Annotated in this window: 15 protein-coding genes; 5 read left to right on the top strand and 10 right to left on the bottom strand. The window is 62.7% G+C overall.

Going from position 1 to position 20,814, the window contains the following annotated elements:
- Nucleotides 1–7 precede the first annotated feature (7 nt).
- From SJY36_RS18425 to SJY36_RS18405, 5 genes are all read right to left on the bottom strand, one after another.
- Nucleotides 8–1,495, bottom strand: coding sequence for an aldehyde dehydrogenase family protein (locus SJY36_RS18425; RefSeq protein WP_386176820.1), 1,488 nt, complete (start codon nt 1,493–1,495; stop codon nt 8–10).
- Between the two features lie 220 nt (nt 1,496–1,715).
- A complete protein-coding gene (locus SJY36_RS18420; protein WP_386176819.1) occupies nt 1,716–2,996 on the bottom strand; it encodes a surface lipoprotein assembly modifier in 1,281 nt (426 codons plus the stop codon).
- Nucleotides 2,997–3,160: 164 nt separating this feature from the next.
- On the bottom strand, nt 3,161–4,153 hold the full coding sequence (locus SJY36_RS18415; protein WP_254655533.1) for a transferrin-binding protein-like solute binding protein: 993 nt from the start codon (nt 4,151–4,153) through the stop codon (nt 3,161–3,163).
- 192 nt (nt 4,154–4,345) lie between these two features.
- Nucleotides 4,346–9,208 (bottom strand): cytochrome P450, encoded by a 4,863-nt coding sequence (locus SJY36_RS18410; protein WP_386176818.1) that lies wholly within the window; start codon nt 9,206–9,208, stop codon nt 4,346–4,348.
- Nucleotides 9,209–9,264: 56 nt separating this feature from the next.
- Entirely contained in the window at nt 9,265–10,896 is a 1,632-nt protein-coding gene (locus tag SJY36_RS18405; protein WP_386176817.1) for a hypothetical protein, read from the bottom strand.
- 192 nt (nt 10,897–11,088) lie between these two features.
- On the opposite strand from SJY36_RS18405, the gene SJY36_RS18400 reads away from it, so the two are divergent.
- Nucleotides 11,089–12,774, top strand: a complete 1,686-nt coding sequence (locus tag SJY36_RS18400; protein ID WP_386176816.1) for a thiamine pyrophosphate-binding protein — start codon at nt 11,089–11,091, stop codon at nt 12,772–12,774.
- A 71-nt stretch (nt 12,775–12,845) separates the two neighbouring features.
- On the opposite strand, the gene SJY36_RS18395 is transcribed toward SJY36_RS18400, so the two are convergent.
- On the bottom strand, nt 12,846–13,595 hold the full coding sequence (locus tag SJY36_RS18395) for an SDR family oxidoreductase (protein ID WP_386176815.1): 750 nt from the start codon (nt 13,593–13,595) through the stop codon (nt 12,846–12,848).
- 96 nt (nt 13,596–13,691) lie between these two features.
- Here SJY36_RS18395 and SJY36_RS18390 point away from each other — a divergent pair, with 96 nt between their 5' ends.
- Entirely contained in the window at nt 13,692–14,327 is a 636-nt protein-coding gene (locus tag SJY36_RS18390; RefSeq protein ID WP_386176814.1) for a glutathione S-transferase family protein, read from the top strand.
- 13 nt (nt 14,328–14,340) lie between these two features.
- On the opposite strand, the gene SJY36_RS18385 is transcribed toward SJY36_RS18390, so the two are convergent.
- The 4 genes from SJY36_RS18385 to SJY36_RS18370 form a co-directional block, all read right to left on the bottom strand.
- On the bottom strand, nt 14,341–14,634 hold the full coding sequence (locus tag SJY36_RS18385; RefSeq protein ID WP_386176813.1) for a CcdB family protein: 294 nt from the start codon (nt 14,632–14,634) through the stop codon (nt 14,341–14,343).
- 8 nt (nt 14,635–14,642) lie between these two features.
- The gene (locus SJY36_RS18380) at nt 14,643–14,864 is read right to left on the bottom strand and encodes a type II toxin-antitoxin system CcdA family antitoxin (protein WP_039911359.1); all 222 of its coding nucleotides are present in this window, start codon (nt 14,862–14,864) and stop codon (nt 14,643–14,645) included.
- 164 nt (nt 14,865–15,028) lie between these two features.
- A complete protein-coding gene (locus SJY36_RS18375; RefSeq protein WP_386176812.1) occupies nt 15,029–16,174 on the bottom strand; it encodes a ParB/RepB/Spo0J family partition protein in 1,146 nt (381 codons plus the stop codon).
- Nucleotides 16,174–17,472 (bottom strand): AAA family ATPase, encoded by a 1,299-nt coding sequence (locus SJY36_RS18370; protein ID WP_005848979.1) that lies wholly within the window; start codon nt 17,470–17,472, stop codon nt 16,174–16,176. Before SJY36_RS18370 ends, SJY36_RS18375 begins: the two co-directional genes overlap by 1 nt.
- A gap of 504 nt (nt 17,473–17,976) precedes the next feature.
- Here SJY36_RS18370 and SJY36_RS18365 point away from each other — a divergent pair.
- From SJY36_RS18365 to SJY36_RS18355, 3 genes are all read left to right on the top strand, one after another.
- Nucleotides 17,977–18,657, top strand: a complete 681-nt coding sequence (locus SJY36_RS18365) for a DnaA N-terminal domain-containing protein (protein ID WP_005848978.1) — start codon at nt 17,977–17,979, stop codon at nt 18,655–18,657.
- A gap of 116 nt (nt 18,658–18,773) precedes the next feature.
- Nucleotides 18,774–19,535 (top strand): SDR family NAD(P)-dependent oxidoreductase, encoded by a 762-nt coding sequence (locus tag SJY36_RS18360; protein WP_386176811.1) that lies wholly within the window; start codon nt 18,774–18,776, stop codon nt 19,533–19,535.
- A gap of 24 nt (nt 19,536–19,559) precedes the next feature.
- The gene (locus SJY36_RS18355) at nt 19,560–20,720 is read left to right on the top strand and encodes an acetyl-CoA C-acetyltransferase (RefSeq protein WP_386176810.1); all 1,161 of its coding nucleotides are present in this window, start codon (nt 19,560–19,562) and stop codon (nt 20,718–20,720) included.
- Nucleotides 20,721–20,814 lie beyond the last annotated feature (94 nt).

Below are 20,814 nucleotides of genomic sequence, written 5' to 3'. Positions count from 1 at the left end.
GCGCGGTTTAATCCGCGTTGATCCAGATCGCTTTGGTGTCCAGATATTCTTCCAGATGCTCGGTCCCGCCTTCGCGGCCATAACCCGACATCTTGACCCCGCCAAATGGCACCGCTGGATCAATGGCGTGATACATATTCACCCAGACGGACCCTGCTTTCAGCCGATGTGCCAGCTTGTGCGCCGTCCCCAGATTGGTCGAGAATACACCAGCAGCCAGCCCATAGGGCGTGTCATTGGCGCGGGTCACGACCTCGTCCAGATCATCGAACGGCAGCGCGGAAATCACGGGGCCGAAGATCTCTTCGCGGGCGATGCGCATGTCGTCGGTGACGCCGCCAAAAACGGTGGGCTGGATGAAATGCCCGCCCTCCAGCGCCGCCCCTTCGGCGCGTTGCCCGCCGGTCAGAACCGTTGCGCCCTCGGCCGGACCATCCGACAGGAAGCCGGCGATCCGTTCGGCCTGACGGGCCGAGATGATGGGCCCGATGTCCGTGCCCTCGTCAATCCCCTGCCCGATCTTCAGCCCTGCGGCAAACTCCGCCACACGACGGGTGAATTCATCATGGATCTCGCGCGCCACAAACAACCGCGATCCGGCGATGCAAATCTGACCCGAATTGGCAAAGACCGACATGGCCGCGACCGGCACCGCCTTGTCGATATCCGCATCCTTACAAACGATGACCGGCGATTTACCCCCCAGCTCAAGCGAGACGCGTTTCAACGTGCCCGTTGCCGCGCGGGCAATCGCCTGACCGGTGGCGGTTGAGCCGGTGAACACGATCTTGTCCACATCCGGATGCGCCGCCAGCGCGGCACCGGCATCGGCCCCCATTCCGGTCACCACATTCAACACCCCGTCGGGCAGCCCCGCTTCTTGCATCAACCGCGCGATCATCAGCACGGTCAGCGACGCCTCCTCGGACGGTTTCAACACCACGGTGCAGCCGGTCGCCAGCGCGGGCGCGATCTTCCAGACGGAACCGGCGATTGGCGCGTTCCACGGGATGATCGCCCCGACCACGCCCACGGGTTCACGCACGGTGGATGAATAAATCTCGCCGGGGAAGGAGTTCGGGATCGTCTGGCCATGGATCATCACCGCCTGCCCCGCATAGAACCGCAACATCCCCAACACGCGACGGCTATTGGCCAGCGTGCGCTGGATCGGCATCCCCATATCCAACGTGTCCGACAGACACAGGCGTTCCCATTCTGCCTCGAACTTGTCGGCGATGCGCAGCAGCAACGCCTGACGCTCGAACGGGGTGAACTTGGCCCAAGGTCCCTCGAACGCCGCGCGAGCTGCTTTCACTGCGGCATCAATATCCGCCGCGCCCCCCTGCGGTACGGTCGCCAGCAAAGACCCGTTCGCCGGATTGCGCGCATCCATCTCTGCGCCCGATTGGGCCGGACACCATTTACCGTTGATGAACATGGGCCGAAAGCTGCCGTCATACAGCGCGCTCGCCAAAGCGTTCCAGTCTTTCATACGTGTCTCCCTTGCTTTGCAGACCACCGCGTAGATGGCGTCTTTCTGCACCTCGGATCGAGGCGCCGCAAGGTAAGGCAGGCGAATTAATCCAAATTTATGAAAGTTTTACGGCAAGGGCATGCCCGAATGGCCCGCAAACCTGTGTTTTGTCGGGATATTCGGGCCGTCTCTTTGGTGTTTGCAGGAACGGGCACCCCATCAGGCTGCCCGCCCCACGTCAGAACTTGAGCGAGAGACTCACCCCGATGTCGTGGCTGTCATAGTCGAACAACGCCACATTCGATTTCGCCCGCGTGTAGGTATAGGTGATGCGCGGCACATATTTCCCGATCTGCACCTTGTTGTGCTGCACGGTGAAGGTGAGGCTGGTGGTGTCATCCTCGCGCGGGGTCGTGGTGCCGGGGAAGATGCCGTCGTATCTGTCCTGTTCGTATGCCAGTATCACGCCGGTCGAGAGGCCCGATTTCCACTGTTTGTCGATCCCCATCGACACGCCGGTTTCATGGTGATCCAGATGCGCGCGCTGTGTCGTTTCGCGTAGCTGCGACAGGCCAAAGGATAGCCCGAGCGTCGGCGTCAGCCGATGTTGGTACGAGACAGAGGCCCGCATCCGGTGCCCGTCCCGAAACGGGCTTTGGTCATAGGTCTGCCGATCAAACCGCAGCGCACCCGACACCAGATCACGCGGACGCAGCTGATAGGTGCCGCGCAGCTCCGCCCCCCACCGTCGTCGCACGATGTCTGAATCAGAAAAGCTCAGCTCGGCAATCGGCCCGAATGAGAACCGCCCCCGCTGCCCGCCACGAATGACATCGAACCGTGCGACGGCCGTGGTTTCCGTGTTCAGCGCGGAATCGTAGAATTTCGCATCCAGACTGGCCGTGCCCACGCCGGACCATCTTTCATTCCACTGCCAGCGCCGCCACGCGGTGCCGCCAATCGCCAGCCCCACCCCGGAAGACGCGCGCGACGCAGGGTTCAGCGTGAACGGCACCCCGCCAATCAGGATCTCCTGCTCGGCACTGCCGCGGGTCTGGTTCGACGACGGCAACAGCGCGAACCGCAGGGCAAAGCCGCCGGGCTTGCGCGAGCTATTGTTCAGGATAAAGGTCTGCAATCCGGCGCGCAGCTGTTCGTCGGCGGTTTCCGCGACCAACCGTTCCGCATGATAGCGCGCAGCGGTCACGTCACCGCGATAGGCCAGCAGCAGGGTCAGCTCTCGTCTTGCCGGTTCATAATCGGGCGCGATGCGCACCAGATCGCGAAACAGATCAACCGCCGCCGCAGGCTGGTTCTGGCGCATCAGGATTTGACCTTCCAGATAGGCCTGATGCAAGGGCCCGTTCGGATCCCCCTTGACCAACTGCGCCAGACTGGCCCGCGCGGCGTCATAGTTTCCCTGTTCCAGATAGTCCTGTGGCGTCGCGGCCTGCGCCTGTCCGGGCGATTGGCACGCCAAAAGAACGCCCATCAGGGCGGCAAAAAGCAAATGTTTCATGGATTAACCCTCAAGCAGTTAAATCGGCGTGAAACCTGAACTCTGCACTGCGTCTCCCACATGAAATAATGGGGAGACGCAGGCATGGCTTGAGGTCATGCCCACGCCCAGAGAAGCGGGACCCGTAATTTGATCGACGCTTCTCTATCCCGTTGTCGTCGACCTTAGTCGACTTTGTCGGCCGAGAAGTAGCCGTTCCCGTTCAGCGACCCGTCGTCAGCGCCGATACCAAATGTCAGCGCACCGGCAACCTGTTCGGCATTTGGCCCATAGAACGCACCGGAGTACGTCCCCTCGGCACTATTGACGTCGATATCGCTGATGAAGTCCGCATCTGCCGTCAACGTCCCGGCAAAACCATTGTTGTCGAACGTGGTTTTATCCATCGCGATGGTCCCTTCAACGGCGTCACGTTCACCGTCTTCGGGGTCTTCGATGGTGGTGTTCCCGATGGTGCCCCAGATCTCGCCGGCGCCAAAGTCTGCCGTCATCGCGATCTCGCTACGCACCTTGTACCGGCTTTCGCTGTTCGATTCGAAGCCGCTGTTTGGCACAACATTGATCCGCGACCGGCCCGTATATTCGGCCTTTGGCAGATCTTTCAAATCTTCATCCGCCGTCTCGGTGCCAAAGATCGCAAAGGTACTGTCGCCGGAGACGTGACCTTCGGCGTTCTCGGACGACCGGAAAATCTGCACCACCTGGGCAAAGCCGTTGCCCGCCGTCAGCAGATCTTCAACCGGACCATTATAGTTGTAGACGCCCGCGAATTTCCCATCCACCTCGACCTCGTAGCCGTCACCTTCGCCATTCACGTCGGCAGGGGTGAACGCCAGCTCTTCGCCGTCGATGGTCACGGTCAGCGCGCCATCATCATTGCGCTTGATCGACGCGGTGACATCAGTCGTCGTGCTGGTTTCCCCGGTGTGATAGTTCAGGTTCTGCAAGGCGACGCCCACGGCGCGCGCGGTCAGTGTCTTGCCTGACGCAATGGCCGCACCGGCATCGACCGGATCACCGTCCTCGTCTGTCGCAAAGGTCCGTTTGGCCTGCGCCTCTTCGGTGATGTCTGTCACATCAATCACCTTGTCGACCCCGTTCGATGACCCGCAGGCCGCGACGCTCAGCGCCAGCGCGGTCGTTGTCATCAATTGCATGTAAAGTTTCATTTCAATGCCCTTTCTAAATAGCCCCAAGCGGGCGGGTGCCTGCCGAAATCGCAGCAGGTTAAGAAAGGTTAAAAATCGACCGTAAACGTACCGTAAATTTTTGCGCAGCGCTCCGTGAAAAAATCGTGAAAAAAGAATGCATCAGGCGGTTTTTCGTCGCTAAACGCTCAGGGGCCTAACCTATAGTTGCGACAGATATGCCAGCGCCTGTTTGCTTGGCATAAAGAAGTACCCCCCCGCCACCGTTCGGGTGAAATCCACCGGCGCAGGCTGTGCGACCCCCTCCCCTTCCGCGCGGGACATCGGGCACATATCCAGCGCCAGCGACTCCTCCGACCCCGGAATAATGAACGTATCACCCTTCTGTTTCGGCGTGATCAAAGGGTCCGGCCCATGCCGCCCGCCGTGGAACCCGTCTGCGTTGATCCAGGTCTGCTGCACGAACTCGAACTGCCGTTCGATATTGGCGTTAAAGCACATAAAGAAGGTGCCTTCCTCTTGCTCAACCGGCGGTACAGTTTCGGTATCGCGCCGCACCCAGCCCGCGTCGACCAAGCCTGCGTCCTGCGGCGTGTCAAACGCGCTGCTATAGGTCCGGCCCCGCCGCAACAGCCGATGGCGGTTGTTGATCTGCAAAGTGATCTCGTGACCGGGGCGGAAACTGTCGCGCGGATTGGCACGGCGGATATGCGACCCGATCGGGCAATACAGCCCCAAGGGGTCGTCCTCGCCATGGCGGAAATCATTGTCGGGGATCACCGGCCGCAGCAGATCGCGCGGTATGTCAAGCGGGCCGACCTCATGCTCCAGCTCTGACAAGGCATCGTTGAACGCGGCCCAGCCCTGCGCCGTCCAGATCGTCTCATCCATGCTCAGCCCGCCATGCACGCCCAAACGGCCGCTTCCCCTTGGCGTGCGTGTCCGGTCAAGGAACTGCTGCAGCGCAACAAGATGGCCGTCGGTTGCAGGGCGCTGGTCCGTGGCGGCCTGCAATGCCTTGAGGCGCAGCCCGACATAGCGACGCACGACCGCGTGATAGCGCGCACGGTTGCGCAGGCTGCGCGACACCGACGGGTTGCGCGCCAGTGAACTGCCGTCGGCCCACCGACCGATGATCTTGGCGGTGATCCATTGCTCCATCCAGATCTGCCGTGCATCCGGCCCCATAGGCACATCGCCATAGGGCGACTGATCCATCTGCCCGCGCTGCATATCCCCCAGCACGATATCCTTGTCGCCGGGCATGCGGTCGCCCTGCCGGATCCTGATGTCGGCCTGCATATCCTCGCGGATCGCATCCGCGATGCCCTTTTGCGGCAGATGTCGCGCCTCAAGCCCGCGCGCCTTGGCCGCCACAAAATCCTTCAAAGCCTTGTCATTGTGCAAGATCTGCCGCACCGCCAGAAAGCTCCCGCCGCGGCCAAAATCACGCTGGTCCCCCAGATGCAGCCGCCCAAAGCGCGGCACCAGATCCGTCACCGGCCGCTCGACCGCCGACAGACCCTGCGCCGCCGGCGTATCGGCGGGCACGGTGATCGCCAGCGGCAGGTAGCCCCGGGAATCGGGATACCCCAAGATGAACTCCCCCGCGCCGACCACATCATCCGGCGCGGCCTTGCCTTTGGCAAAGGCCTGGGTGTGGCGCATGATCGGCTGCGAGATACCGTCACGCGTGCCGAACCCGTCGCTATGGGCCAAGCCGCGGCGTTGTAGATCCGCCCGCACGATACTGTCCACCGCGATGCCATATTGTTCGAACATCACGGTCAGCGTGTCGTCGGTCGCCGCCTGCTCCGAAGGATCGCGGGCATAGGACAGCAGCAAAGCGTGCGCGGCGCCGTCGCTCCACCGCCAGCGGGCGGGATCGGCGGGCGTGCCCGCATCGCCCAACACCCGCGCCCGTGCCGCCATGCCGCTGGCAAAGGCATGGGGCAACGTCGCGCGCCCGTCGTGGGGCGTGTCGGGAAACCCCAGCAGCGACAGCCCGCCAGAGGACAGGGCAATGAAATGCGCCGGATAATCGGGATAGGCGTCGCCAAAGCTCAGCCGCGCATCCCAGGGCGCACCGGGGGTCTCGGCATTGCGCGCCTCTTGCAGCAATTGCGCGATCAGGCGTTTGCCCCCCTGCCCCGTGTCAAAGCGCAGCACCCGCGCCGTCATCAACGGATGCCGCCCCAGCCCGTTGAACAACAAGGTCTGCACCTGGTCCGTCTCGATCGCATCGGCGGGGCGCGGCGCGGTGTAGAACAAGGTGGCCCATGCGCGATATTCGTCATGGGTCAGCGCCCGCGCCAGCCCGTCGCGCACCAGCGCATTGGTGCGCATCATCCCTGTGGTCAGCTGCGGAAAGCGGCTGTACCAGACCTGCGTCTGCACCTGCTGGCGCCGCACCCAGCGTTTGAACCTGTCGCCGTCCTGTGCCCCATCCAGAAAAAACCACCGGCTGCGCGGAAACCCCACGCAGTTGTTCCACGCCATCGTCTGCCCACGGTGCACCTTGGTGATGAAATCCTCTAGGTAGCTTTCCCAGCTGCCGTCGTAATTGCCCTGAAAGATCAGCTTTTGACTGCCTTTGGGGCAATACCAGCGCGCATAATGGATCGTGGCGAAATCGGTGACAAAGCCGGGGCGGAACCACAGGATTTTCATATATTTGATGATGTGGAACGCCAGCGCCGTGGTCAGCCGCCGCAGCAGGCCGGGCTTCAAGGCACTGACCGAGGTGATGTGGTTCTGCGCATAGCCGGGCAGATCCTCCATCGCTTGCACGGCGGCGACGTGATCATGGGGCGCATAGCGGTCATCCGGCGTCTCGCGCGTCTCGACCCGCCGCAACCATGCCAGCACCCCGCCCGCCACCGTGAGCGCAAGCAACAGCGGCACCATCCACAGCGAGACATAGACATCCGCCGCCTGCAACAGACTGACAAGACCAAAGGCGACCAGCCCCACAGGCAGCACCAACGCCAGCAGCGCAAAGACCGCCAAGGGCTTCAGCCCCAGCCCCGCATATTTCGCGATAAACCCTGAGAAGGGGAAATCCTTGTGCCGCGAGAATCGCGGATAGCGATGGGATGGACGGTACAGCAGCGCCGCTTTCGCAGGGTCCTCCTGCATCTGTCTGCGGATATCGGCGACCAGATCGGCAGGGTCCGTAGTGCCCTCGGCTGCGCGCTGTCGCACCTGCGCCTCGGCCCAGTCATAGAGGTTTTTCTCCTCCTCGATCTGGCGCACGGGCATATGTTCGGTGCCGTTGAAGTTCACCCCGATGGTGCCCCAGGGCTTGGTATCGGGGTGCAGCAGATGCGCGCGCACTGCCGCGATAAACCCGCCCTGCGCATCTTTCAGAAACGGCAACACTGTCGAACAGGGCGCGTCGATCCGTTGCGCCAGCCGCGCCAGCGCGTCCCGCGGCATGCCATCGGTGTTGAACTCTGCCAGCAGATGGGTGGGCCGCGCATCAAGCCGCGTCTCGGCCCCCAGATTGACCAGATTGAGGCTTGCAAGATGCACGATCCCCGTGCCCTCAAGCCCCTGCTTCAAATCCGATGTCTCCTCCTGCAACCCCGCCAAGACCGCGCGGAGCGCCTCTATATCCACCCCCTCTTTCAAGGGCACAGGCGCCACGATCGTCGACTGTGCCGCGTGGCCTTCCACCATGTCGAACCGCATCCGCAAGCGGCCCAGATAGGGGCCATAGAACTTTGGCCGCTCGGGCAGAAAGGCGATGCCGGGGCGCGACAGGATGATCTGGAATGCCTCGGTGATGATCTCATGCGCCATCTCGTGCCCCAGACAGTGATGCATCCCCAACCCAAAGGACAGATCCGGCAGCGCGGTGCCGTCCTTGGCCAGGAACCCTTCGCCGGGCATGAAGCGGTTGGGGTGTTTCACCACCCGCGGATCATGCAGGGCTTGCGCTGTTGCCAGAATGACCACGGCACCGGGTTTGATCCGCCGCAGCGCCTCGGGCAGGCCGTGGGTATCGCCGGCCTCTTTGCGCAGGCGGAACTGGCCGGGAAAAAGCGACGGGTTAAAGCGGGCGATCTCGAACAATATGTCGCGCAGGGCCAAGCGGGCCTGCGGGTCATCGGGGGTGGCTTCGGCCCGCGCGGCACAGCGCAGCGCCTGATGGAACTGGTCCGGCTTGCGGCGCATCTGGTCGAGTATCTTGCCCGCCGCAAGCGCGGTGGTAGGCACAAAGCCGGTGATCACCCCGAACAAGATCACCCGCACGGTGTCTTTGTCCGACTGCTCCCAAACCGGTCCGCCATCGCCCTGCCGCGCGACCTGATCCATCAACCCTTGCAAGAACCCAGCCTGTGCGGGGTCCGCCCGTTCGTCGGCGGACAGATTGGCATAGGCGTCGATACTGGCATCCAGCAGATCGCAGATGCGCTTGGCCCCGATCATCGCCTGCCGACGCACCGCAGGCGTGCCCGAGGGGTCGGCAAAGATCAGCGAGGAACAGGCCGCTGAAAACGCGGCAAAGTTTTCCGCGCTCGGGGCCGCGATGCCAAAGGTCTTCAGACAGGCCTCTGCCGTGACGCGCATAAAGACATCGCGCGCCATGTCGATCTGCCCGCCGCTATCCTCCAGCAAGGCTTCGGTTACGCGGCGCACCACAGGGCGCACATGGGTCACCGGATCAATCGCCGCCCAAGGGTCGCGCAAAATCGCCATCTGCGCGGCATGGGTCTGTGCATCATCGCCCAAAGCAAAAACCGGCGGGCCTGCCATCTCTTCCATCTCGGGGCCAAAGGGCACGCCGAAAACATCGGGCCGATGCAATGCCGCCACGATATCGGCATGGCGCGTGACAAAGTGATACGGCCCCAACCGCACCACCGGCGCAATCCGCTGCATCAGGCGCAGCCCGCCATGTTTCATCAGCCCTTGCGTGATCCGGCTTTGCAGCTGTGCGACCCAACTGCCGTTCAGCGCATCAAGCGTGAAATGCCGCGTTCCCAGATCAGAGGGATGCGCCCGCTCCTCCGCCTGCGCTTGCCGGATACCAGCGTAGTTGTCTGCATATTTCGTCATGCGTCGGATGCCTTCTGCAAAGGCCCCCCCGGGGGTCACCAGCCGGCGCGCCGTACCTAGAACATCTCTTCAATCATACGCGCGTTCAGCGACCGGTCCGAAAAGGGAAGCCAGTTGATATAGCTGCGGTTGAAACGGGGCTCGAACTCGTACAACTCGCGCTTGGCACGCGCCACGGCGTCGGGGCGGCCCATGCGGTGCAGCGCCAGGACCTTGATCATATGGGCGTACCAATAGGCAGGGCGCAGCAACAAGGCGTGATCCGCGTGCTGCAATGCGACCGACAGATCCCCGGCCAGCAGCGCGGCAAGGGCTGTCTCCCCCTCGAAACAAAAGCGCTGCGGGTGGTGGGGCGACAGGCGGATCGCATGTTCCAGCGCCTCCAGCGCCGCCAAGGGGTTGCCATCATAGGCCAGATTCGTACCGCGCTGGTCATGGGCAAAGGCCAGCGAGGGGCACAGCCGGATCGCCTCGTCCGTGTAATGCACAGCGGCCGTCTTGTTGCCCAGCCAACATTCCGCACAGCCCGCGATCCAATAGCCCCGCCCGTCCGACACATCCAGCTTGATCGCCTTTTGCGCCTGTCGCCGCGCCAGCTTGATGTCACGTGGATCGGCGCGGCAGGTCCAGACTCGCCACAGCGTGGTCAGCGCAAGATAGACATGGGCCTCTATATGACCGGGGTTGCGCGCGATGATATCCTCGAAGATCGCCTGCGCCTTCTCGAAATCCTCGGCCGTGAGACGGTTGATATGCCAACGCCCCTGCCACACCAGCGCCTCGTCACTTTGTGCCGGCCGCGACTGGGACCGCTGTTCGTAGGATTGCGCCAAGGCACAGCTGAAATTCCCCGCCACCTCAATCGCCATATCCCGCGCGACGGCGGCAAACCCCGCCCCGATATCGGCAGCATCGGCCAGCGGCGCGGTAAATTGCGCGCGTTTCACCGATTGCCCCGTGGTCAGATGCGTCAGCTCCACCATCAAAACCAACCGCCCGCCGCTCTGGCGCAACTGGCCGGTCACCACATAATTCGCCGTCGCAGGCCGCGCGGCACCGGCGGCGCTGCGGCCACTGTGCACGGCCCAATCCATAAAGCTGATCCAACGATGCCGCGCCAGCTGGTCCAACACCTGCTCTGCCAGCTCTTGCGCCTGAGGGGTCAGCGGCTCGGCACTGGCAAAGGGCATGAGTGTCACACAAGGCACATCCAGCGGCGGGGCGAAGTCAACCTCTGACGGGTCGGGACCGCCCTGCGAGGTCTCTAGCTGGCGGGACCAGAAAGCGCGTTGCTCGCGCAGCCAGTTGTCGAATTCAGGGTCCCTGATATCAAGCCCTTCAAGAAACTCCGCCTGCCCCGGCAACCGCTGCGCCACCGACGAAAGCTCAAGCGCATCTACCGCGACCTCGCTCAGCGACAGCGTGACCGTGGTGCGATCCGCCTCCAGCACATCGCCCATCGGGGCAAGCGCACGGCGCAGGGCAGACAGCGTCTGGCGCAGACTGGCCGCACCCTCACGCTCTCCGCGTTCGCTCCATAGCTTGTATTGCAACCAACGTCTTTCGCGCCTGCCACCGGGGGCGACGGCCAACATCGCCAGCACAGCGCGCGCCTTCTTCGAGGTGATGGTGACACGTGACCCATCGGTGCGCCGCAAATCGAACGGCCCGATGACATTTAGCTGCAATCCTAGAGTTTTATGAGAACCATCCGCCAAAACTACCCACCACTTTCGTCATGGTTGAGTGTGCGGGATACGTTTCCATCCGTCAATTTTTTTTCACCGCCAATGTTTCCCTAACGGCATTGCAAAACCCGCCCCGGCGTGCTGCATCTTCGGCAATCGAAAATACCAGATGACATGGACGGAGCCCGACCAATGACCCAGAACGCCCCCCTCAAACGCCGGACCGGCGGACAGGTCCTTGTGGACCAGCTTTTGATCCACGGGGCCGACACCGCCTATTGCGTGCCCGGTGAAAGCTACCTCGAGGTGCTGGACGCGCTGCATGACGTGCAAGACCGGTTCACGCTGATCAACGCCCGCCACGAAGCCGGTGCGGCGAATATGGCCGAAACCTACGGCAAGCTGCACGGCACCCCCGGCATCTGCATGGTCACCCGCGGCCCCGGTGCCTGCCACGCCGCCATTGGCGTGCATATCGCGCAACAGGATAGCACGCCGATGATCCTGCTGGTGGGCCAGATCGCCCGCGACACCACCGACCGCGAAGCTTTTCAGGAAGTCGACTACCGCGCCATGTTCGGCCCCATCGCCAAATGGGCGACCCAGATCGATGATGCGTCGCGCGTGCCTGAGTATATGGCCCGCGCCTTCCGCGTCGCCACCTCTGGCCGGCCCGGTCCCGTGGTCATCGCCCTGCCCGAGGACATGCTGACCGATATCGTCGAAGTCGCCGATGCGCGGCCCTATACCGCCACGCAGGCTCAGCTTTCCACGGCAAATGTAGACGCGCTGAAGGACGAGATCGCACAGGCCAAACGCCCGCTGATGCTGCTTGGCGGCTCCGGCTGGACCGAGGATGCCGCCGCCGCGATCACCCGCTTTGCCGAGACCAACAACATCCCTGTCGCCACCTCCTTCCGGCGACAGGATATCGTGCACAACCTGTCGCCCGTCTTTGCGGGCGATTTCGGCACCTCCACCGCGCCGACGCTTTTTGCCCACCAGAAAGAGGCCGACCTGCTGGTCGTCATCGGGGCCCGCTTGGGCGAGATGACGACCAAGACCTACACCACGCTGCAATCGCCCAACCCCGATACCCGTCTGGTGCACCTGCACCCTGACGCGGACGAGATCGGCCGCGTCTATTCCCCCGACCTCGGCCTTGCCGCCTCCCCCGCCGCTGCGGCATCGGCGCTTGGTGACGTTGATCTGGGCCGCGCTGACGATTGGCAGGATTGGTGCGCAAAGCTGCATGGCGATTACCTGACCGACACCGACAGCCCCAATGGCGCGGAATGGGAGCTCGACATGGGCGTCGCCCTTTGCCAGATCCGCGACAGCCTGCCGCAAGATACAATCGTGACGCTGGACGCTGGCAACCACACCGGCTGGGCGCAACGCTATCTGCGTTTTGGCCGCCCGGGGCGCATCGTAGGGTCGACCTGTGGCGCGATGGGGTATTCCGTTCCGGCGGGCGTCTCTGCGGCGCTGGCGCATAAGGATCAGCTGGTGCTGTCTTTCGTCGGCGATGGCGGCTTCATGATGAGCGGGCAAGAGCTCGCCACCGCCGCGCAATACGGGGCAACGCCGATCGTGCTGCTGTTCAACAACGGCATCTATGGCACCATCCGCATGCATCAGGAACGCGACCACCCCGAACGCATTTCGGGCACCACGCTGATCAATCAGGACTTCTGCAAAATGGCCGAGGGCTACGGCGCGCATGCGGAGCGCGTGACCAAAACCGCCGACTTCGCCGCCGCCTTTGAGCGTGCCCGCGCCAGCGGTCGCCCGGCCTTGATCGAACTGGTCACCAACCCCGAACAGATCTCTACCCGCACCACGATTACGAAACTGCGCGATGCGGCAAAGAAGTAGACTCTGAACCGCCGATTAGAGACACATACCGACACCCCGCCCGCTAATTTCTCGCGGGCGGGGCCCCTCCCCTAGCCGCGCCCGATAAAGGGCATCTTGGTCGCCATCACCGTCACGAACATGGCGTTTGAGCCGGGTGGCAGGCTTGCCATATAGACCAGCGTGCGGCCCACATCCTCTACATCCATGCGCGGCTCTGCCCGACGTGACCCGTCCGGTTGCAGCACACCTTGGGCCATCTGCTCTGTCATCTCGCTGGCGGCATTGCCGATGTCGATCTGACCACAAGCGATGTCATGCGCCCGCCCGTCCAGCGACAGCGACCGCGTCAGCCCTGTCACCGCATGTTTCGTCGCCGTGTAGGGTGCCGAGAACGGGCGCGGCACATGGGCAGAGATCGACCCGTTGTTGATGATCCGCCCACCCTTGGGCGACTGCCGTTTCATCAACCCGAAGGCCGCGCGCGCGCATAGAAACGACCCTGTGAGGTTCGCGGCCACAATGGCGTTCCAGTCGTCCAGCGACAGGTCGTCAATCTCGACCGCGGGGGCGTTGACGCCCGCATTGTTGAACAGCAGGTCCAACCGCCCGAACTGCGCCTCGATCTGGTCAAACAGCGCCAGCACATCTGCCTCAACCCCGACATCGGCGGTGATCGTCAGATGCCCCTCCCCCGCCAACGCGGCGCGGGCCTCCTCTAGCGGGGCCATCCGGCGCCCCGTCAGCACCAGCGTAAACCCCGCCTCTGCCAGCGCTGCGGCGCAGGCGCGCCCGACGCCGCTGCCCCCGCCGGTAACCAGTGCAATCTTCCTCTCCATCATCCCCCCGATCTGCGCCTTTGTGATCCGCGCAAGCTGATTTATACCAAGGGTATAGCAACCCGTTTTCCCCCCTGACGCAAGCCGAAGGACGCCGCAATGATCGACCTCTATACCTGGACCACCCCGAACGGCCGCAAGGTCTCTATCCTGCTGGAGGAGTTGGGCGTGCCCTATACCACCCACCCCATCGACATCACCAAGGACGACCAATTCGCGCCCGACTTCCTGAAAATCAGCCCCAATAACAAGATCCCCGCGATCAAGGACCACGACAATGGCCTCTGCCTGATGGAATCCGGCGCGATCATGTGGTATCTCGCTGATAAATATGGGAAATTCCTGCCGAGCGATGCGATCGGACGTGCCAAGGTGCATGAATGGTTGATGTGGCAGATGGGCGGCTTGGGTCCGATGGCCGGACAGGCGCATCACTTCTTGCAGTTCAACCCGGGCAAAGCCCCCTACGCCGAAACCCGCTATGCGACAGAGGTCCAGCGGCTTTATGGCGTGCTCGACAAACAGCTCAAGGGGCAGGACTTCATCTGCGGTGACTATTCGATTGCGGATATGGCCTGTTGGCCCTGGGTCGCGCGCTATGAATGGCAGCGGGTGGACCTGACGCAATTCCCCAATGTGTTGCGCTGGTACAAAGCACTGCGCGCCCGCGACGCGGTGATCAAAGGGTATCAGGTGCCGAAAGATGTGGGCGAGGTTCCCCGCGGGGAACCGTAAGCCGCGGGCACAATCACAGCCCGTCGATCAGGATATCCAAGGCCCGCTTCAACGCATCGCGCTCTGCCTCAAGCGAGGTCACCTTGTCGCGCAGCGCGGTGCCGGGCACGGCGGCCAGCTCTTGCACCCGCACGATCCATGCGGTGCCGTCGACCTCTACCTGCGGCGTCAGACCGGGAAAGGCAGCGTACCGCCCCGCCTCGCGCAGCGGTGCCGTCACGCGCGAGGCGTCGATGCCAATCAGGTCGGTTTGCAGATCCACCACAAGCTGCCCGCCCGCAAGCCGGTACACATCAAACTGCGCCATAACGCGACCTAGAAACTGCGGAAGCGTTCAAGCGGCAGGCCCTCGGCCTCTACCTCTTGCGCATAGGCATCCAGCGCCTGCTGGTTCTCGATCCGCCAGCGGCGGTTGCGTTCTGCCTTGGCGGCGTCCGAAATCGCGGCCTCGGCCAACCGCGACATGTTCAGCCCAAGCGCGCGCGCCGTTTCGGCGACGCTGGCATCCAATGTAAGATTCACTTTGACACGGCCCATGGCACCCTCTCGCACTATGCGTATAGGGCAGGAGTATAGGAGAGGTTGAGGATTCGGGCAAGGCGGCGATGGTTGGCGCGTATATGTGGGCCTATCTCGCCCATTAGGCCCGACCCGGCGCAAAGAAGAAGGGGCAAGGCGATCCGCCCTGCCCCCTTCGAGTTTCAGTCTTTCTGATCCAGCGCTGCAAGGAACGCCTCGATCCCGCGCTGTAATCGCGCCTTGCTGACGGCCGAGAAATCGCGCGGCAAGCGCATCTCTACCTTCCCGTCCGACGCGATCACCCGCATCTCCCCCTGTGGCAACCCAAGCCGCAAGGAGGTTTTGGCAGAGCTTCGCCCCGCAGGTTTTGGTGCGGCTTTCTTTGCCGTGATCCCTGCCCGCAGAATTGCAAGTTCGGCATCGGCATCCCGTTCAGGCTGTTTGATCAACGCCTTTTTCAGCGCCATCGCATTGCCCGCCTGCGCATCAAGGAACCGATAGACATCCAGCCCAAGCGCCCGCGGGATCGCCTCGGGGTAGCGCAGCGCGCCGTCCAGATCGGCAAGGACACGAGCGAACTGCCGGATATAGGTCTTCTTCTGTTTCAGCGCAGAGGCATAAAGCGTGCCAACCGCGTCACTCACCTCGACGCCCGAATCCTGCGCATAGGACAGGGCCAGCCGCGCCATCTCGCCAAAGGACAGATCTTTGCGCACAAGGTTCTCGTCCACCATCTTGCGGTATAGATCCGCAAGGGGTTCCCCGCGGGGAACCAGCGCGGCGGGGATGCGGGAATAGCGCGGGTCGCCAGTTTCGGCCGCAAGCTCGCGGAAGGCGGTGAGCCGGCGGAAGCCTTGAATAAGCTCATACCCGTTATCCGTCTGCTCCACCCGAATGGGGTTGGAAAGGCCGACGGACTGGATCGACTGTTTCAGCTCGGCCAGTTCGGGGTCGACATTGGCCGACCGGTCGCGGGTGAGCTTGTCGGTATGCACGTCCGATGTCTGGATCAGGTCTGTGATCAACCCCAGCCGTTTCAGCCGCACATGCTCATGCGCCAGCGCGTCGTTTTCCGCGCGAATGGCGGCCTCTGCGCTGGCGCGCTCGGAAGTGGCTTCAAGCGTTTCCGAGATCGCGCTCGCCATCGGGCCGCGTCGCGACGGGGCAGGGGGGTTGGGCACAGGATCAGAGTTCTGCAACGGATGGCCCTGAATGTTGTACTCTTTCACAACGGGCGATTCGGCAGGTGCGTTCCCCGCGGGGAACCCCGCGTCTTCCTCTTCATCCAGATCGAAGTTGATATCGAAAACAGAGCGTTTCTTAACCATTATTCATCCTCCAGTTTATCCCACGCATCGACAAGCGTGGCACGGAATTCATCATAGGCCCGATCAAAGGAGGCCCGCGCGCGGCGCCAGGTCTCGCGGGTCATCTGGCGGTAGTCCATCTCGTAGATCGACGACAGGAACCGGCCTGACTGTTCAACCGCGCGGGTCATTTCAATCGGGTGCTCTGCTACATGTGGCTTAAAGACCTGATTAAATGCTGACTGCATCGCACGGTGCAGATCGTTATTAGGCTCGAAACGGGTCAATAGAAACTTGATGTCAGCAAAGGCCTTGACGGGATCGGTGCCCGACGGCAGCCGCCCGCGGAAGCGGCCCAGGTCCTCAAGCGCTTCCGAGAGCTGGCCGATGAAGCTGGTGGTGCTGTCATACTCCCAATAGCCGGGGCCGGACGGAATATACAAAACATCCGCCGCAAAGACCGCGTTCATCGACTGGTAGCCAATGGCGGGAGGGCAGTCGAAGATGATCAGGTCGTAGGCGTCCGGCGGGATCGTATCAAGATAACGGGACACGGCGGCAAAGAACGACCATTCGGGGTTCAGGTGCCGGTACTGCGCGCTGGCAAATTCAACGAAGGCGGCATTGGCACAGCTGGGGATCAGGTCGATCGTGGGCCAGCTGGTCGGCTTGATGAAATCGGTGGCGCGCAATTCGCTGAGCCCCATGCCGGTGACAGAGGCAGGCAGTTTGCGTTGGGGCAGGGTGGCCCCGCTTTCCGCGCCGCCTTGCACCGCGTTCATCCGCTCTGTCTCGCGGATCAGGTCGCGGGCCATGATGCCCCAGACGGTGACCTCTTCCGAGACATCCGACAGCCCCATCGAATGGCTGAGCGTGGCCTGCGGATCGAAATCCACGGCCAGCACGCGGTAGCCGTCAAGCGCGGCCGCATGGGCGAAATGCAGTGCGACGGTGGACTTGCCCGCGCCGCCCTTGAAATTGGCAATCGCGGCACGCACCGCCCGCTTGCCCGCAGGGCGCGGCGGCATCAGCGACCGGTTCTTGATCTTCAGCTTGCGCCGCAGCTCGTTGATCTCTTCCAGCGAATACCAGCGCTGGCGGCCTTCCTCTTCCACTTGCCCCTCGGGCAGGGACGGATCAGCGGCCAGCCGGCCGCGCAGGGTCGACGGGTTGGTCTTGAAGATCAGCTCCGCCACTTCCCAGCTCGAGAACCGGCGCAGGGTCTTTTCCATCTCGGGCGAATAGGTCTGATGCCGGATGTGCCCCTGCATCTTGAGCGACTGCGCCTGAAGCTTTGCCAGGTCCGCATAGGTAAACATAAGCTGTCCTTTTCCCTACCCGTTCCCCGCGGGGAACCGCCGCCCCGCACGCTGTGGCGGCACCGGAAAACCCGAAAGAGAACGCTAATTACTACTCAATTTGGATTTACGCTGAATTTGCATCTTATGGAAAGACATTTATTCTATAAACAGGTTTTCAATATCCCTTATACCACAGGGCCTCGGCGCGATTCGGTCGATAGGCGCGGCGCTATAGCTCCGGGGCGGAAATATAGGGGGACAGCAGGATCGGCCCCGCGACATATTGGGGGACAAAAACGCTGTAATAGGGGACGCTCTGGATGACCCCCTATACCAATGATACCTCAACTTTCAAATTTGAATGGGGAAGAAAGAGGGTCGGTGCAAAACCAATCCTTGACAGAATTGGGTTTCCGGACGCAAATCAGGGAAGAGGCGGAAAAGACGTTGTCTACGCCCCGAGGATCCATCAAGAGATCGAACTGAGGCTGCACATTCACACCGTGCCAGATCGGAGCAGCTATGCTTTCACCGAAACCCGTGGGGCGTGACGCCGCCGCGCGCAAGTATGATATCATCACCGCCTTGGGGGCCTATGCCCTTGCCGGCGGGAAACATGATCACCGTCTGGTGCTGCGCTTCATTACACTTGTAACGGCGCGCTACAACTGGGCGCGCAATGAACTGGCCGTGGGTCAGCGCGAGATCGCGCAGCTTTGGTCCGTCGATGAACGCACCGTCAAACGCGAGATGGCAAAGCTGCGCGGCTGTGGCTGGCTGGTGGTCAAACGTCAGGGCGCGCGCGGACGGGTGACGGAATACGGGCTCGATCTTGATGCGATCCTTGAAAAGACGCGCCCGCAATGGCCGCAGGTCGGCCCGGACTTTGATCTGCGCATGCAGGGCGCGCCGGAGCCGACGCGGGTGGTGCCTTTGCCCGTGCGTGGCACCGCCCCGACACCGCCTGTCGAAGGGGGCAGCGAATGGGCGTTGGCGCAGGCCGTGCTCCATGCCGAAGATGCCGGTGTCTATGGCAGTTGGCTGCATAATCTGACGCGGCAGGATCGGGCAGGGGGGCGTGTCACGCTTCAGGCCCCCAGCCGTTTTCACGGGGCCTATGTACAGACCCATCTGATCCCCCGCGTTCTGGCCGCATTGCAGGCCGTAGATAGTGACGTGTCCGAGGTCGTGATCACCGCCTGAACCGGATCGGCTGAACGGGGGGGCCCACGCTTTGCCATTGTAATCCGCGAAACCGCAGGCGACATTCCCCGTAATTAAACTGTTGCCCCTGCGTCAGCAGGGAAGGGGAGGATACCATGCAATTGAACGGACAGGCCGCCATCGTCACCGGTGGCGCTTCGGGATTGGGCGGGGCCACGGCAGCGTTTCTGGCGCAGGCCGGGGCCAAGGTCACCATCTTTGATATGAACGCTGAACTGGGCGAGGAAAAAGCCACCGCCATCGGGGGCAAGTTCCTGCGCGTTGATGTCACCGACGAAAGCGCGGTAGAGGCCGCGATCGCAGAGGCCGAAGGGCTGCACGGCAAGGCGCGTATTCTGGTAAACTGCGCGGGCATCGGCCCACCTGCCAAGGTCGTGGATCGTGACGGCGCGGCGCTGCCCTTGGCAAGCTTTACCAATGTCGTGAATGTGAACCTGCTGGGGTCGTTCAACGTGTTGTCGAAATTCGCCGCCGCCTTGCACAAGGCAGAGCCCGTGGGCGAAGAACGCGGCGTGATTATCAACACGGCATCGGTCGCGGCGTTTGATGGCCAGATCGGGCAGGCGGCCTATGCGGCGTCGAAGGGCGGGATCGTAGGCATGACCTTGCCCGTCGCCCGCGAGCTGGCGCGCTATGGCATCCGGGTGATGACGATTGCACCGGGGCTGTTCCTCACACCGCTGCTGGAGGGGCTGCCGCAGGAGGCACAGGATTTGCTCGGCGCGCAGGTGCCTTTCCCCAGCCGTTTGGGCGATCCGTCGGAATACGCCAAGATGGTCGGGGCGATTATCGACAACCCGATGCTGAACGGTGAAACGATCCGCCTTGATGGCGCGATCCGCATGGCACCGAAATAGAGACTGAATAGAGGGGAAAGCGTTATGGCACATGCCTATATCGTAGAGACAGCCCGCACCGCAGGGGGGCGCCGTGGCGGCGCGCTGCGCGACTGGCACCCTGCCAATCTGGGGGCCGAGGTGTTGAATGCGCTGGTGGCGCGGTCCGGGATCGAGGGCGCGGTGATTGATGACGTGATCGTCGGTTGCGTCAGCCAGGGCGGAGAGCAATCCTTTGCCTTCGGGCGCAACTGTGTGCTGGCGTCGAACCTGCCGCAATCGGTGCCTGCGGTCACCATCGACCGGCAATGCGGCAGCTCGCAACAGGCGGTGCAATTCGCGGCACAGGCCGTGATGTCGGGCACGCAGGATGTGGTTGTCGCGATGGGTGTCGAAAGCATGACACGGGTGCCGATGGGGTCGAATGTATCGCTTTATGCCAAGGCGGGGTTGGGCGAGGGCCCGTTCAGCGACCGGATCGAGGCGCGCTACGGCACCAAGAATTTCAGCCAGTTCATCGGCGCGGAAATGGTCGCACAAAAGCACGGGTTCACCCGCGCCGAACTGGACGCCTATGCGCTGGAAAGCCACCGCCGCGCCACCGCTGCGCGGGATGGTGGGGCCTTTGACGCAGAGATCATTCCGCTGGCCATCGACGGCGGGATGCACACCCGCGACGAAGGCATCCGCGATGATGCGACGCTTGACGGGATTTCCTCTGTTAAACTGCTTGATCCGGACGGCATGATCTCTGCCGCGAACGCGTCGCAGATTTGCGATGGGGCGGCGGGCGTATTGGTCGTGTCCGAAGCCGCGCTCAAGAAATACAAGCTGACCCCGAAGGCGCGGATCGTGAACCTGACGGTGACCGCAGGCGATCCGGTGATCATGCTGGAGGAACCGCTGCCCGCCACCGACCGCGCGCTGGAGCGGGCCGGTATGAAGATCGACGACATCGATCTGTTCGAGGTCAACGAAGCCTTTGCGCCGATCCCGATGGCCTGGGCGAAACACACCGGGGCCGATCCGGCCAAGTTGAATGTGAATGGCGGCGCGATAGCACTTGGGCATCCTCTGGGGGCCTCTGGTGCGCGGCTGATGACGACGCTGGTGCACAGCCTGCATGCGCGCGGCCAAAGATACGGGTTGCAAACCATGTGCGAAGGCGGCGGCATCGCCAATGTCACCATCATCGAGGCGCTGTAGTCCCGATCACAAGAAGGGAGTGACGGACGCAACGTTCGTCATTTCCAAAGCGCGCACATCCTGACAAGTTGCAGGAAAATAATACGTCCCGGAG

It is taken from the genome of Sulfitobacter sp. R86518 (assembly GCF_042466275.1).
Classification (GTDB): domain Bacteria; phylum Pseudomonadota; class Alphaproteobacteria; order Rhodobacterales; family Rhodobacteraceae; genus Sulfitobacter; species Sulfitobacter pontiacus.
This window is presented reverse-complemented; position numbering and strand designations above follow the sequence as displayed.

What these genes read in the sequence shown, in the direction of transcription:
- SJY36_RS18425 (WP_386176820.1), bottom strand. Translation starts at nt 1,495, where the DNA reads ATGAAAGACTGGAACGCTTTGGCGAGCGCGCTGTATGACGGCAGCTTT.
- SJY36_RS18420 (WP_386176819.1), bottom strand. Translation starts at nt 2,996, where the DNA reads ATGAAACATTTGCTTTTTGCCGCCCTGATGGGCGTTCTTTTGGCGTGC.
- SJY36_RS18415 (WP_254655533.1), bottom strand. Translation starts at nt 4,153, where the DNA reads ATGCAATTGATGACAACGACCGCGCTGGCGCTGAGCGTCGCGGCCTGC.
- SJY36_RS18410 (WP_386176818.1), bottom strand. Translation starts at nt 9,208, where the DNA reads ATGACGAAATATGCAGACAACTACGCTGGTATCCGGCAAGCGCAGGCG.
- SJY36_RS18400 (WP_386176816.1), top strand. Translation starts at nt 11,089, where the DNA reads ATGACCCAGAACGCCCCCCTCAAACGCCGGACCGGCGGACAGGTCCTT.
- SJY36_RS18395 (WP_386176815.1), bottom strand. Translation starts at nt 13,595, where the DNA reads ATGATGGAGAGGAAGATTGCACTGGTTACCGGCGGGGGCAGCGGCGTC.
- SJY36_RS18390 (WP_386176814.1), top strand. Translation starts at nt 13,692, where the DNA reads ATGATCGACCTCTATACCTGGACCACCCCGAACGGCCGCAAGGTCTCT.
- SJY36_RS18385 (WP_386176813.1), bottom strand. Translation starts at nt 14,634, where the DNA reads ATGGCGCAGTTTGATGTGTACCGGCTTGCGGGCGGGCAGCTTGTGGTG.
- SJY36_RS18380 (WP_039911359.1), bottom strand. Translation starts at nt 14,864, where the DNA reads ATGGGCCGTGTCAAAGTGAATCTTACATTGGATGCCAGCGTCGCCGAA.
- SJY36_RS18375 (WP_386176812.1), bottom strand. Translation starts at nt 16,174, where the DNA reads ATGGTTAAGAAACGCTCTGTTTTCGATATCAACTTCGATCTGGATGAA.
- SJY36_RS18370 (WP_005848979.1), bottom strand. Translation starts at nt 17,472, where the DNA reads ATGTTTACCTATGCGGACCTGGCAAAGCTTCAGGCGCAGTCGCTCAAG.
- SJY36_RS18365 (WP_005848978.1), top strand. Translation starts at nt 17,977, where the DNA reads ATGCTTTCACCGAAACCCGTGGGGCGTGACGCCGCCGCGCGCAAGTAT.
- SJY36_RS18360 (WP_386176811.1), top strand. Translation starts at nt 18,774, where the DNA reads ATGCAATTGAACGGACAGGCCGCCATCGTCACCGGTGGCGCTTCGGGA.
- SJY36_RS18355 (WP_386176810.1), top strand. Translation starts at nt 19,560, where the DNA reads ATGGCACATGCCTATATCGTAGAGACAGCCCGCACCGCAGGGGGGCGC.